Source organism: Nostoc paludosum FACHB-159, from assembly GCF_014698835.1.
GTDB lineage: Bacteria > Cyanobacteriota > Cyanobacteriia > Cyanobacteriales > Nostocaceae > Nostoc > Nostoc paludosum.
On record NZ_JACJTU010000001.1, the window covers coordinates 35,609 to 50,107 of the forward strand.

The following is a 14,499-nucleotide window of genomic DNA, read 5'->3' on the forward strand; positions in this document are numbered from 1 at the left end:
TTGCGTTCGCGTAGCGTGTCGGAGACAAAAGTCGGAGCGCCGGCTTCCGGAGATCTGAACTTTTAAAGACGGATTTTTGATTGGGGATTAGGTATTGGTTATTAAGTATTGGGTATTAAGAATCAATTTTCCTAGTTCCCAGTCCCTAGTCCCCAGTCCCTAATCCTTACTTCACAGCACGACTGAAAGCAAGGTGGGGTTTTGCACTGGTCATTTTCGGCATTAACCAAGCTAGACCTTCACTAGTACCGATCCACAATTTATTGCCGATGTCAGGTGCAAGGGCAAGAATCCGACTAGAAGGAAGTCCAGCAACTTCAGCGTCTAACACAGCTCCGGTATTTGGATTTAATCGTAACAAACCATCGTGAGTACCGACCCAGACACTACCATCTTTAGCAAAACGCACTGCTGTAACGTTACGCCCACGCAACCGCGTTACAGATCGCAACACTGCCCCAGTTTTCGGATTAATAACTAGCAAGTTATTCGGCATTCCCGCCCAAATCAACCCTTCTGGACTAATAGCTAACGCTTGGACTGTGGTTCCTGGTAAATCTGCGATTCGCTTCATAATCTCAGCACTAGCAGTATTAACTCGGACTACCCCATCAAGGGTACCAACCCACAAGTGACCTTCAGCATCTAAAGTCAATGTGTTGGCGCTCACACCAGGCAGATTTTTTAATGTTGTCATAATCAAGCCTTGGTCAGGACTAATTAGGGCTAAACCATTGTCAGTTCCAGCCCACAAATAGCCGCGCTTGTCAACTAACAGCGACAACACTCGTTTAGAAGGCAAAAATAAATTCTGTGCGGTAATTTCGCTCGTGCGGGGATCTACTCGCATCAGTCCGCCATAACTTCCCACCCACAAGCGTCCTACTTTGTCTTGGGCTAAAGCACCAATGGCAACATTAGGTAAACTTACACGAGAAACAATCTTGCCAGTTTTCGGGTCAATGCGCGATAGTCCTCGCCAAGAACCTATCCAAAGATTACCTGTAACATCTGCCAGTAAGTTGGCGACACGATAATCGGTTTCTGGCGAATTTTCTTGCACTCCCCTATCGTCGGGTAAAGGATCTACTCGCGGAGGCGGTGGTGAAGACGGATAAGCAGGAGCTAAATCGGATGAATTAATATCAGGGGTTTTTTGTGCCCATCCCATACTCGGCATTATTAACCCCAGCAAGATAGAAGAAATCAATAAACTAGTACGCTTGCAAAACAATACCACGATGACATTTCCTTTGGAGACACTACCCATAGCCGTTGTCTAAATAGGCTTTTGGTTAACTTCAGTGTTCCCCTCGCTTGGATTTTTTAAACATTGGGGACTGGGGATTGGGGACTGGGGACTGGTGATTGGGGATTGGGTACTCAGTGAGAAAGTATTGCTGAATGTTTATTTTTTAGTTCCTAGTCCCCGATCCCTAATCCCCAGTCCCCAGTCACCAGTCCCTAATCCCCATTCCCTGAACACCATTAATGACATTTTGTAAACCTTTCTTAACAAAATGTTTAAATCTTTATGTAATAACAAATTTAAATAAATAAGTTAAAAACTTTCAAAGAATAACTTATCGAATTCTTGATATATTGTGAAACAAGCTACAAATTTCGTGGTGTGCAATTCTTTTATCTTTTGCTCACCACTCTGCTAAATCTCTGTCAAGTAAATTCTTTTCTGGTATCTTTCCCAAGTAAGGAGAAGATAAAAGGAGTATGGAGGCGGGAATGTGTGCCAGCCAGGCCAATCCCCTGAATATGCCAGTTTATGGGAGAATTATCTAAATGCTGACCGCAAAGTGCGGAAGTTTTGGTGAAATTGAGAAGGTTTAGTCGGGTGCGAGAAGAGAAACAGATAAAAAAGAATTTTGATGTGTAGGTAGAGGAAGGAGTAGAAGCGCTAGGTCGTCTGCCCAAGAACGGGAGAACACTGGTAATGAAGGTTACCTCCGCTACCAAAGTATAGGCCGCAAAAAAAGTGCTAAACTCTGCCGAAGGCAACCCATAACAAAAATTTTTCCCGATCTTCTCCCCGCTCAAGGGGGAAAGAGCGGGGTGTGGGAAATTTGCACAATACGTGATTTGATAAGTAAAAAGAGTGACTTCTGGGAAGGATAAAATATGTCTTACGCTCAAACGAAGACTCAGAGCAAATCTGGGTATCAAGCCGGGGTTAAGGATTACAGACTAACTTATTACACCCCCGATTACACTCCTAAAGATACAGATATTCTTGCTGCATTCCGGATGACTCCCCAACCTGGAGTTCCACCTGAAGAAGCTGGTGCTGCTGTAGCTGCTGAGTCTTCCACTGGTACCTGGACCACCGTATGGACAGACTTGCTCACCGACCTAGATCGCTACAAAGGTCGTTGCTACGACATCGAACCCGTTGCTGGTGAAGATAACCAGTACATTGCTTATGTTGCTTATCCTCTAGATTTGTTTGAGGAAGGCTCTGTAACCAACATGTTGACCTCTATTGTAGGTAACGTGTTTGGTTTTAAAGCTTTGCGGGCGCTACGTCTAGAAGACTTACGGATTCCTGTAGCTTACCTGAAGACCTTCCAAGGCCCTCCCCACGGTATTCAAGTTGAGCGTGACAAGTTAAACAAATACGGTCGTCCTTTACTGGGTTGTACAATTAAGCCCAAATTGGGTCTGTCTGCTAAGAACTACGGACGCGCTGTATACGAGTGCTTGCGCGGTGGTTTGGACTTCACCAAAGACGACGAAAACATCAACTCAGCACCATTCCAAAGATGGCGCGATCGCTTTTTGTTCGTATCTGAAGCTATTGCCAAAGCCCAAGCAGAAACCGGTGAAATCAAAGGTCACTACCTGAACGTCACCGCCCCCACCTGCGAAGAAATGTTGAAGCGAGCTGAGTTCGCTAAAGAACTCAAACAGCCCATCATCATGCACGACTACCTGACCGCAGGTTTCACCGCTAACACCACATTGGCTCGTTGGTGTCGTGACAACGGTATCCTGTTGCACATCCACCGCGCTATGCACGCTGTTATCGACCGTCAAAAGAACCACGGTATTCACTTCCGCGTTTTGGCTAAGACTCTGCGGATGTCTGGTGGTGACCACATCCACACCGGTACCGTTGTTGGTAAGCTGGAAGGTGAGCGTGGTATCACAATGGGCTTCGTTGACCTGTTACGCGAAAACTATGTTGAGCAAGACAAGTCTCGCGGTATCTACTTTACCCAAGACTGGGCTTCTATGCCTGGTGTAATGGCAGTTGCTTCTGGTGGTATCCACGTATGGCACATGCCCGCACTAGTTGAAATCTTTGGTGATGACTCCGTACTGCAATTCGGTGGTGGTACACTGGGTCACCCCTGGGGTAACGCGCCTGGTGCAACCGCTAACCGCGTAGCATTAGAAGCTTGTATCCAAGCTCGTAACGAAGGACGTAACTTGGCTCGTGAAGGTAATGATGTTATCCGCGAAGCTGCTAAGTGGTCTCCTGAATTGGCCGTTGCTTGCGAACTGTGGAAAGAAATTAAGTTCGAGTTTGAAGCAATGGATACCGTCTGATCTGAGTTAAGAGTGAAGAGTTAAGAGTTAAGAGTTAAGAGTTGACTCAATTCGTAACTCATAACTCATAACTCATAACTTCTAAAGGCTGGGGTCAAGCATGAATCTTAAGCAAATTGCGAAGGACACAGCCAAGACTCTCCAACGCTACCTGACGTATCAGGCGCTGAAGACAGTACTGGCACAGCTAGGCGAAACTAATCCGCCGTTGGGAATTTGGCTGCAAAACTTTTCAGCTGACAAAATCCACGATGGAGAAACATATATCGAGGAACTGTTCCGAGAGAAACCAGATTTGGCATTGCGGATTATGACTGTCAGAGAACACATTGCCGAGGAAATCACAGAATTTTTACCGGAAATGGTTCGCACTGGCATTCAGCAAGCGAATATGGAACAGCGTCGCCAGCATTTAGAACGCATCACGCAAATTAATTTATCGGGCCCCAGTCTCTACCCAGAACAGCAAACAACTTCAGACCCAAACAACGAACAGTGAACAGTTAAGAGCAATCGCTTTTTCACTGATAACTGAGTAACTAAAGTCAACCGCAACCCATTATCATTAACCATGCAAACTCTACCAAAAGAGCGTCGTTACGAAACCCTTTCTTATCTGCCTCCCCTTTCTGATGCTCAAATTGCCAAGCAGATCCAGTACATTCTGAATCAAGGTTACATTCCAGCGGTTGAATTCAACGAAGTTTCTGAGCCAACCGAATTTTTCTGGACAATGTGGAAGCTGCCTTTGTTCGGTGCTAAATCTACTCAAGAAGTACTGAATGAAGTTCAATCTTGCCGTTCTCAATATAGCAACTGCTACATCCGTGTTGTAGGTTTTGATAACATCAAGCAGTGCCAAGTTCTCAGCTTTATCGTTCACAAACCCAGCAGATACTAAAAATTAAAAGGTAAAAGCTAAAGCTTACTACCTTTGAAATTGATTTATTAAGAGAGGTCAAGTTAATTGCCTCTCTTCTTTTATTGGATATAAAACCTGAAATTATAGAAGTATTTATTCAATGAATTCAGCACAGCTACGTGAAGTCAGAATTTGTTTTGTTGGTGACTCCTTCGTTAACGGTACTGGCGACCCTGAATGTCTGGGTTGGACGGGAAGAGTATGTGCTAGCGCTAATAAAAAAGGCTATGACATTACTTACTATAATTTAGGAATTAGGCGTGATACGAGTAGCGATATAGCAAAGCGTTGGCTACAAGAAGTATCACTGCGTTTGCCAAAAGAATATGATGGCAGAGTTGTATTTTCTTTTGGACTAAATGACACAACAATAGAAAATGGTAAAACTCGTATAGACTTAGCAGATTCAGTCAAAAATGCTCAGGAAATTTTAAGGAAAGCGCAACAGTTATATCCTGTTTTAATGATTGGGCCAGCACCATACGTAGAACAAGAAGACCTTGAAAGAAGGAAAAGAACTAGCGATTTATCCCAAAATTTAGCTTTAATTTGTCAAGAGTTAAATGTGCCTTATTTAGATGTGTTTCCAATTCTGGAAAAATCTAATATTTGGATAGATGAAGCAAGAGCTAATGACGGCGCTCATCCCAGAGCAGGAGGTTATACAGAATTTGCCAAAATCGTAGAAAATTGGGACGCTTGGTTAAATTGGTTTCTTTTAAGTTAATTAACAATTTAAAGTTAAGATAGTGCTAAAAGGCGATCGCTTCTTTACCAAAGGTGGTAGTTATGCATATTTCCCCGTTTATGGTAGGGCATAGTTTTGTACAACAGATGCCAAAATTATAGAAAATTAGGATAGACAATGAACCTCAACCTGATGTTGTATTGTTGATTGATGAAAACTTGGGCGGACAAACACGTATTAGTGAAGATGATTATATTGAAGGTGCGCCAGAATTAATTGCTGAAGTAGCAGCCAGCAGTGCTGCTAATGATTTGCATGATAAGAAAAAAGTCTACCGTCGCAACGGTGTCAAAGAATATATTGTTTGGCGAATATTAGAAAATTAACTAGATTGGTTCTGTTTAGAAAAGGGTGAATATATATCGCTAGAACCTGATATAAATAATGTGATTAAAAGTCGTATTTTTCCTGGCTTATGGTTGGACGTACAGGCGTTACGTACAGGAGAAATGACAAAGGTTTTAGTAGTGCTACAAGAAGGATTGAACAGTGAAGAAAATGCAGAGTTTGTGCAAAGTTTAGCATAGAAGCTCTGGCGAATATCATTCACGGCTACAGGACAGTTTATCTACCTCTATTGGTATCAAAATATATTAAAAATCAGCCTTAGGGAATAGAATTCGCACCGACACAGATAAAAGCTATCTCTGTGTTTTAAATTGTGTTAAAAAACCGATCGCCATGAATAATCCACGAAAAGCGATCGCTATACCCAAAAAAACTTAACATTAACTTTAGAAGGGCTAAATCTTTATAAGATAGATTCATGGGTTACTACATTGCTCCGCGATTTTTGGACAAACTTGCTGTCCACATCACCAAAAATTTCTTGAAGCTTCCTGGTGTCAGAGTACCTTTGATTTTAGGTATTCATGGACGTAAAGGTGAAGGCAAGTCTTTTCAATGCGAGTTAGTCTTCGAGAAAATGGGTATCGAGGTGACTCACATCTCTGGTGGCGAATTGGAAAGTCCAGATGCGGGAGATCCAGCGCGGTTGATTCGGCTGCGCTACCGGGAAACAGCAGAACTGATCAAAGTACGCGGTAAAATGTGCGTGCTGATGATTAACGATTTAGATGCCGGTGCTGGACGCTTCGATGAAGGCACTCAATATACTGTAAACACGCAGTTGGTGAATGCCACACTGATGAATATTGCGGATAACCCCACAGATGTGCAGTTACCGGGAAGCTATGATTCTACGCCTTTAAATCGCGTACCGATTATTGTCACAGGTAATGATTTTTCTACCCTCTATGCGCCGTTAATTCGGGATGGACGGATGGAGAAATTTTATTGGGAACCAGACCGAGATGATAAAGTGGGAATCGTCGCTGGGATTTTTGAACCGGATGGACTTTCGCAGCGGCAAGTTGAGCAGCTAGTTGATACTTTTGCCAATCAATCTATTGACTTTTTTAGCGCATTGCGATCGCGGATTTATGACGAACAAATCCGTAATTTTATCCATCAAATCGGTTTTGAACGTGTATCCTTGCGTGTGGTTAACAGCACTGAAGGGCCGCCAGAATTTAAAAAACCAGATTTCAGCCTGTCTCACTTAATCGAGTCTGGTCATTTGATGGTTGGCGAACAAAAACGAGTGGAAAATTCCCAATTAGTTGATGAGTATAACCGACTGAATCGAGGTAGAAGCTATCAAGCAGCACCACCACCTGCTGTGACGCCAACTAGTCAACCGTCAACCAATGGTGCAACTACAAATGGATTCCCCAACAAAGAATCATCGAGTCCACATTTGAGTTTGGAAACACAGGCACAAATCCGGGAAATACTGGCTCAAGGTTACAAAATTAGTATCGAACACGTAGATGAGCGTCGCTTCCGTACAGGTTCTTGGCAAAGTTGCGTTAACAGCCACATTGATGCCGAATCGGATGCAATATCAAATTTAGAATCATCTCTGGCAGAATATAGCGGTGAGTATATACGTTTGGTAGCGATCGATCCAAAAGCCAAGCGGCGGGTTTTAGAGACAATTATTCAGCGACCGAATGGTAAAAATTAACAGTCAATAAGTTGATAGAAAAAGGCGATGTCTTTTGACTCGCCATTTTACCTTTTTTTCAATCCAAAATCCAAAATAGTATCAGTCCTCCGAGTTGCATATACCGCAATACAGATTCGCTCTTGAGTATCCAGCCTTTACAGTAGCTAATAAGAGGATATTTAGGAGATTAGTAATTCATGTCTGATGAGCATAGATTGGAAGAGAAATTATTATCCCAGGAAGCTGAAAGAAGGATATCCGAAAATTTTGATGAAGTAGAACAAATACAAATAGATGTACAAACCGATCTGTTGAAAATAGTCCAGGGACAAGCGGATGGAGTTTCGGTTGCAGGTGAAGGGTTAGTTATTCAAAAAGACATTCGCGTACAAGAAATAAAACTGCAAACAGATGGTATTGCCATCAATCCTTTGAGTGCTATTTTCGGTGAAATCAAACTAGATCAGCCAGTAAATACTGTTGCGAAGATTACACTGACACAAGCAGATATGAACCGCGCTTTGTCGTCAGAGTTTATTCGCAAGCAGATGCAAAATATCGACTTGGATGTAGATGGCGAAATTGTGAGTTTTGAGCCGCAAAAAATTCAGGTATTTTTACCTGGTGCTGGCAAAATAGAATTCAGAGGAAAGATGTTGTTAAAGGAAAAGGGAAATACTCGGCTTTTAGCTTTTAGTGCGATCGCTCGTCCACGTACTCACTCACAACCCGTCATGTTGGAGAGTTTTAACTGTACTGAGGGAGAGGGTGTTTCAATAGAATTCATTACAGCATTAATGCACAAAGCAAAAGAATTGATTAGTATACCATATTTTAAATGGAACGATATCGTATTTAGTATCAAAGATCTAAAAGTAGAAATTGGTAATTTAATACTTATGGTAGAAGCTCAAGTAAAGCAAATACCCTCATCAGATGTACTACCTCTTTAGTAGGATTGACACTAATTAAAGATAATTTTTGTTACTGATGGGTGATTTAAATTTCCCAAAAGTTTTTTAAGCTTTATAAAGCTACATAATTTAAAACTAACAACTATGCAAGAGTATGATGTTGTGCTGATTGGTGCTGGACATAATGGACTAGTTTGTGCAGCTTATTTATTGAAAGCTGGTTATAGTGTCCTGTTACTAGAAAAGCGTTCCGTTCCAGGCGGTGCAGCAACAACTGAAGAATGTTTACCAGAAGAAGCTCCTGGATTTAAATTTAATTTGTGTGCTATTGACCATGAGTTTATTCATTTAGGGCCAGTAGTTGAAGAATTAGAACTAGAAAAATATGGCTTGCATTATTTAGAGTGCGATCCAGTTGTTTTCTGTCCCCATCCTGATGGCAAATATTTCTTAGGACATAAGTCAGTAGAAAAGACTTGTGCAGAAATCGCTCGTTATAGCGATCGCGATGCTAAAAAATACGCAGAATTTGTAGACTTTTGGCAAAGGGCTTTGGGTGCAATGATTCCCATGTTTAATGCGCCGCCAAAGTCAATCATAGACATCCTTGGTAACTATGACATTACAAAACTGAAAGATTTATTTTCTGTCATTGGTTCGCCAAACAAAACGCTGGACTTTATTCGCACCATGTTAACCAGCGGTGAAGATTTACTTAACGAGTGGTTTGATTCAGAATTTCTTAAAGCACCACTAGCAAGGCTAGCCTCAGAACTTGGTGCGCCGCCATCACAAAAAACCCTTGCCATTGGTGCAATTATGATGGCAATGCGTCACAATCCAGGGATGGCAAGACCCCGCGGCGGGACTGGCGCACTTGTGCAAGCTTTGGTGAATTTAGTCCAAAGTAAGGGTGGCGTGATTCTTACAGACCAGCATGTGGAAAAAGTTTTAATTGATGATGGCAAAGCTGTGGGCGTGCGAGTCACTGGCGGTAAAGAATATCGTGCCAAACATGGGGTAATTTCTAATATTGACGCTAAGCGGTTGTTCTTACAAATGACCGATAAAAGCGAAGTTGATGGAGTCGATCCTGACTTATGGGAAAGATTAGAACGCCGCATCGTTAACAATAACGAAACTATCCTCAAAATCGATTTGGCTTTGAACGAACCACTTCAATTTCCCTACCACGAACACAAAGACGAATATCTTGTTGGCTCTATCTTAATTGCAGATTCCGTGGCTCATGTAGAACAGGCTCATAGTAAATGTACTTTGGGAGAGATTCCCGATGCTGACCCATCAATGTACCTAGTGATGCCTAGCTACTTAGACCCCACATTAGCACCACCAGGCAAACATACTGTGTGGATTGAGTTTTTCGCCCCTTATCAAATTGCCGGTGCAGAAGGTACAGGTTTGAAAGGCACTGGCTGGACAGATGAATTGAAAAATAAAGTTGCAGATAAGGTGGTTGATAAATTAGCTAATTACGCGCCGAATGTGAAAAATGCAACTATCGCCCGTCGTGTAGAAAGTCCAGCAGAACTAGGAGAAAGATTAGGTGCATACAAAGGGAATTATTACCATATTGATATGACCTTAGATCAAATGGTATTTTTCCGTCCCTTGCCAGAAATAGCGAATTACAAAACCCCAATTGATAATTTATTTCTCACTGGTGCAGGGACTCATCCAGGCGGTTCCATTTCCGGAATGCCGGGACGCAATTGTGCGCGTGTGTTTTTGCAAGCAAAGCATCCCATCAGCCAAACTTTGAAGGATGCACGCGATTCGATTAAGTCTACTGTTGGCTCAGTGTTCGGCATTATTTAAATCGCAATGTAGATCAAATAGTATTATCACGCTTACTTCCCCTCAGATTTTTTTGGATCTGGGGGAATTTTATTCTAATTTTTAGAGACCATTTATAAAGTAAATTTTTAAGTAGGGTGTGTTACGGCTTTAGCCTAACGCACCGCCAAATAACAAGGAGCGTTAGGCGCTCATGTCATATTTTTGGTGACAAATCATAATAAATTTTTCCAGTTAATTTGAAGTTTAACAGATAGTTGATTTAGTTAGATATTTCATCAGCAGTGATTAAAAAATCTCAAATATTCTATGTTCAAACTATTCAGATACGTTAGTATTTTTCTCATTACCGCCTGTTTGCTATTTGCTTGTAATGCTTCAGTACCAACAGAATTAAAACGTTCTCCATTAAAAATAGTATTTGGATCTTTTATTGGGGAGTATCCAGGCATCATTGCTCAAGAAAAAGGATTCTTCAAAGCCCAAAAGGTTGATGTGGAACTAATTTATAAACGATACACCCAATTAGAACAAGCAAATTTCAGTGCGGGTAAGTATGATGGTGTTTCATTGTCTTTAGGAAGTTTTATCATCTTGAGTGCCACAAATCCTGATATACAAGGCGTGCTGGTTATAGATGAATCAACAGGAGCAGATGTGGTAGTCGCCCAATCACAAATTAAAACCGTTACTGACTTGAAAGGGAAAAAACTAGGTGCAAATCTAGGTGGTTTTAGCGAAGTTTTTGTGACTGAGATGTTGAAAAGTGCCAACTTAACCAGCGATGATGTGAAATTGGTTAAATTAGAGGCTTTAGAAATTCCTCAACGGCTAAAAAATAATGTTATTCAAGCCGGACACACTTGGCAACCCTATCTTTCTGAAGCTATTAAATTAGGGGGACACATCCTATTTACTAGCAAACAAACCCCTGGCTTGATTTTAGATATGATTATCTTTCGCAATGATACAATCCGCGATCGCCCCGAAGACATTCGTCGATTTGTGCGAGGATGGCTGCAAGCCGCAGCCTACTGGAAGGCAAATGTTCAAGAAGGAAACGCGATCGTTAGCAAAGCGTTAAAAATTCCTAGCAATACACTCTCTCTGGAGGGAGTAAACCTAACTGATTTAGCTGAAAATCAAAAATTATTTCAATCTAACAACCCTAACTCCATCTACAAAGCTGCCAAAATATATGCAGACTTTTTTATTCGCTCTGGAAACGTGACGCGCATTCCTGAGCTAAAAAGTTTGTTCAATTCTTCTTTTTTGAACCCTCCCTCCTAGTTTAAAGCCATGCAGCATCATCTTTTGGGCAGCATCCGTAGAAAGTTGATCGCCTCGTTTCTCATTGTTGCTTTGATTCCTTTGCTGTTATTGGCATCTATCAACAAACAGACAACTGAAAAAGCACTAACTGACAACGCCCGGCAAGCCTTATCTGTAGCGGCTAACGAAACCGCTAATAGAATAGATGCCTTTATTGATGGAAATCTCAATGCCGTGCGCGTAGAGGCGATTTTACCAGGTTTGGCACGCTACCTCAGCCTAACTCCAAAACAGCGAGATGACAGCCCAGAAATGCAATTGGCAACAGAAACATTAATTCGTCTCAGTCGCAAAGATATGCTCAATATTCTCTCATACGCTTTGCTCGACTTAAACGGCAAAAATGTATTGGATACACATACATCGAACATTGGCAAAGATGAATCAGTTGAAAATTATTTTAAAAAACCATTGGAAACTGGATTATCCTTTGTTTCTAGCATGAAGCGATCGCCGACAATTACTGACCTTGTTACCTTATTTTTTAGCAGTCCGGTTCGCAATGCCAAGGGAGATATATTAGGTGTATTGCGTATTTCATACAATGCTACTGTTGTCCAGCAGTTAGTAACTAGAGAAACCCAAAGGGCTGGGGCAAAATCATTTGCTATTCTTTTAGATGAAAATAATATTTATTTGGCACATAGCACTGCACCAAAACTGCTTTTTCAATCAATTGTGCCTCTGCCTTTGGATGTTGTAACTCAACTACAAAAGAAAGGGCGTTTGCGTAATTCTCCTGTCAAAGAATTGGCAACTGATGAGTTAAAACTTAAGCAAGCATTGGATAATAAACAATCGTATTTAATTGCATCTTTGGAAGCAACAGGTAATCAGCTTAATCTGATTGCGATCGCTCCTTTAAAATATAAACCTTGGTCTGTGTTGTTCGCACAGCCCCTTGCTGTTGCCCTAGCACCTGTAGAAAAGCAAATTCGTGACGTAATGTTTCTATTTGCAATTATCGCTTCAGTAGTAACAATCATCGCTTTTACTATTGGGCAATTGCTAACAAAGCCAATAATTTACCTTACCAATATAGTTTTCCAGTTTACCGCAGGTAACTTAGATATCCGCGCCAAAATTACTTCAAAAGACGAAATAGGTCAACTGGCAAAATCATTTAACGACATGGCACTTCAGTTACAAACATCTTTGGAAACTTTGGAACAACGGGTACAGCAGAGAACAGCAGAGTTAGTAATTGCTAAAGAAAAAGCAGAAGACGCTAATCAAAAACTAGAACAACTGGTAAATTTAGACGGTTTGACTAAGGTAGCCAACCGTCGCTGCTTTGATGAACGACTGCAAGCAGAATGGAAACGCCTTGCACGAGAACAAAAACCCCTGTCACTGATTTTATTCGATGTTGATAAATTCAAATCTTACAACGACTGCTATGGTCATCTTGGAGGCGATGATTGTCTAATTACAATAGCACAAACAGTGCAACAAACAGTTCATCGTCCTGCCGATCTAGTAGCGCGTTACGGTGGCGAAGAATTTTCGGTACTCCTCCCCAATACTGACTTAGCAGGAGCAATCACAGTAGCACAAAATATTCAGCAAGTAATTCAAGATCGGGCTATTCCCCATGCAAAGTCTGATATCAAGGATATCGTTACAGTTAGTTTGGGTATTAGTTCTGTTATACCCACTGATGAAATTAATCCAGATACACTCATCGCTTCAGCTGATAAAGCACTGTATAAAGCTAAACAACAGGGGCGCGATCGCTATTGTACTGGTTTAATCTGAGTCTCCATTAGTTTGGTTATATCTTCATCCCGCGCCATCTCAAGTGCTTAATTGCTTTGGCTGGAGTTTGACTTAATTTTTTAGACTGTTTTTATTGATGCTTGTATAAAAAAAGTGCGATCCCCATTGAAAAATAATTTACATAAATCAGAAATTTGCAAAATCAAAACCAAAACAAATTACCATTTTTTAGCCGAAGTAAGCTCTAGATTCAGCAATTGCTTGATGTCTATTGAATATGTTATTATAGGGTAAATTTAATATCAAAAAAACAATTGTAAAATTTCAGCAAAGGTTTTTTCAAAAAATCATCAAAAGAATGAGCAAAAAGTAGTAAATATTTGATAATATTCAAAAAATAACAAAATTGGAATAACAGAATTATAAGTTCTGTAGATAAAGCATGGTTTGTAGGTACGGATTGGTTGCATCTAGCTTAATAATTTTATTTGGGTTTGGTTGTAGTAATGGGGCAAATTCATGGACAGAAAATACCACACAAGTTGTTCAGGAAACTAATGTAAACCAGCTTTTTGTAGAAGCAAAGGCTAGCCAAAAGGCAGAAGTTTTGTTTGCTCAAGGCAATAATTTATTAGATAGACAGCGTTACGAAGATGCAATAAAAGCATACGACAAAGCGATCGCCATGAAAGCTGAGATTTCTGAAGCTTGGATAAACCGAGGCATAGCTTTAACATCGCTGCACCGCTATCCAGAAGCGATTGCATCCTATGATAAAGCGATCGTCATCAAGGCTGACAAAGATGAAGCCTGGTATAACCGTGGCATAGCCTTAACATCTCTGCAACGCTACAAAGAGGCTCTTGCATCGTATGATAGAGCGATCGCCATCAAGCCTAAGAAATATGAAGCTTTAACTAACCGGGGCATTGCCTTAACAAAGTTGCAACGCTATCAAGAAGCAATTGCATCCTATGATAGAGCGATCGCTATCAAAAAAGATTTGCACCAAGCATATTACAACAAAGCTTGTGCTTATGCTTTACAAGGCAATGTAGAATTAGCAATTGAAAACCTAGATCGAGCGATTCAATTTGTTCCTGCAAAGTACAGAAAATTAGCTAAAACTGACCCTGACTTTAGCAAAGTGCGTAGTCAAAAGCGGTTTCAGGAATTATTACAATAGACGAGCATTAGGGAGCCAGTGCAGTGAGGCTACTAGCTGAGATTTTCAAACCAAGCTTCTAAATCTGCAACAGAAGAAAAATCTAGCAACGCCTCACCGAGATTTTCTAGCTCAAAGGTTGACAGATTTTCAATCCTAGCCTTCATTTGTGGACTAATTTCTCCCAAGCGACGATTAAGTTGACGCATTAGCAATTTTAATTCTCCTTTCTTTTCCCCTTGTTCAAGTCCTTGTTCAAGTCCTTGTCGCATCCAACTAGTAACTATCTGCATAACTTTTTCCTAT

At 41.1% G+C, this 14,499-nt stretch carries 12 protein-coding genes and 1 pseudogene; 11 read left to right on the forward strand and 2 right to left on the reverse strand.

The window, feature by feature from the left end; translation table 11 throughout:
- Positions 1-166 precede the first annotated feature (166 nt).
- A complete protein-coding gene (locus tag H6H03_RS00150; RefSeq protein WP_190953063.1) occupies positions 167-1,270 on the reverse strand; it encodes a ligand-binding sensor domain-containing protein in 1,104 nt (367 codons plus the stop codon).
- Positions 1,271-2,133: 863 nt separating this feature from the next.
- Between H6H03_RS00150 and H6H03_RS00155 the strand changes: the two genes are divergently transcribed.
- The 11 genes and pseudogenes from H6H03_RS00155 to H6H03_RS00205 all read left to right on the forward strand — a co-directional run bounded on the left by H6H03_RS00155 (position 2,134) and on the right by H6H03_RS00205 (position 14,214).
- Entirely contained in the window at positions 2,134-3,564 is a 1,431-nt protein-coding gene (locus H6H03_RS00155) for a form I ribulose bisphosphate carboxylase large subunit (RefSeq protein ID WP_190953064.1), read from the forward strand.
- A gap of 100 nt (positions 3,565-3,664) precedes the next feature.
- Positions 3,665-4,063: a RuBisCO chaperone RbcX gene (gene rcbX / locus H6H03_RS00160; protein WP_190953065.1), complete on the forward strand. Its 399-nt coding sequence runs from the start codon at positions 3,665-3,667 to the stop codon at positions 4,061-4,063.
- A gap of 72 nt (positions 4,064-4,135) precedes the next feature.
- Positions 4,136-4,465, forward strand: a complete 330-nt coding sequence (locus tag H6H03_RS00165) for a ribulose bisphosphate carboxylase small subunit (protein ID WP_190953066.1) — start codon at positions 4,136-4,138, stop codon at positions 4,463-4,465.
- A gap of 121 nt (positions 4,466-4,586) precedes the next feature.
- Positions 4,587-5,213, forward strand: a complete 627-nt coding sequence (locus tag H6H03_RS00170; protein ID WP_190953067.1) for a GDSL-type esterase/lipase family protein — start codon at positions 4,587-4,589, stop codon at positions 5,211-5,213.
- Positions 5,214-5,335: 122 nt separating this feature from the next.
- A pseudogene (locus tag H6H03_RS00175) lies at positions 5,336-5,761 on the forward strand (Uma2 family endonuclease); the annotation flags it as partial.
- A gap of 239 nt (positions 5,762-6,000) precedes the next feature.
- Complete coding sequence (locus tag H6H03_RS00180; protein WP_190953068.1) at positions 6,001-7,263, forward strand: ribulose bisphosphate carboxylase small subunit; 1,263 nt, start codon at positions 6,001-6,003, stop codon at positions 7,261-7,263.
- A 179-nt stretch (positions 7,264-7,442) separates the two neighbouring features.
- The gene (locus H6H03_RS00185; protein WP_190953069.1) at positions 7,443-8,198 is read left to right on the forward strand and encodes an LmeA family phospholipid-binding protein; all 756 of its coding nucleotides are present in this window, start codon (positions 7,443-7,445) and stop codon (positions 8,196-8,198) included.
- A gap of 105 nt (positions 8,199-8,303) precedes the next feature.
- The gene (gene crtO / locus H6H03_RS00190; protein ID WP_190953070.1) at positions 8,304-9,998 is read left to right on the forward strand and encodes a beta-carotene ketolase CrtO; all 1,695 of its coding nucleotides are present in this window, start codon (positions 8,304-8,306) and stop codon (positions 9,996-9,998) included.
- Between the two features lie 288 nt (positions 9,999-10,286).
- Positions 10,287-11,267, forward strand: coding sequence for an ABC transporter substrate-binding protein (locus H6H03_RS00195; protein ID WP_190953071.1), 981 nt, complete (start codon positions 10,287-10,289; stop codon positions 11,265-11,267).
- A 9-nt stretch (positions 11,268-11,276) separates the two neighbouring features.
- Positions 11,277-13,067 carry a diguanylate cyclase domain-containing protein gene (locus H6H03_RS00200; RefSeq protein ID WP_190953072.1) on the forward strand — a complete coding sequence of 597 codons (1,791 nt, stop codon included), beginning with the start codon at positions 11,277-11,279 and terminating at the stop codon, positions 13,065-13,067.
- A gap of 403 nt (positions 13,068-13,470) precedes the next feature.
- The gene (locus H6H03_RS00205) at positions 13,471-14,214 is read left to right on the forward strand and encodes a tetratricopeptide repeat protein (protein ID WP_190953073.1); all 744 of its coding nucleotides are present in this window, start codon (positions 13,471-13,473) and stop codon (positions 14,212-14,214) included.
- Between the two features lie 32 nt (positions 14,215-14,246).
- Here the strand turns inward: H6H03_RS00205 and H6H03_RS00210 are convergent, their stop codons facing one another.
- A complete protein-coding gene (locus H6H03_RS00210; RefSeq protein WP_190953074.1) occupies positions 14,247-14,486 on the reverse strand; it encodes a DUF4351 domain-containing protein in 240 nt (79 codons plus the stop codon).
- Positions 14,487-14,499 lie beyond the last annotated feature (13 nt).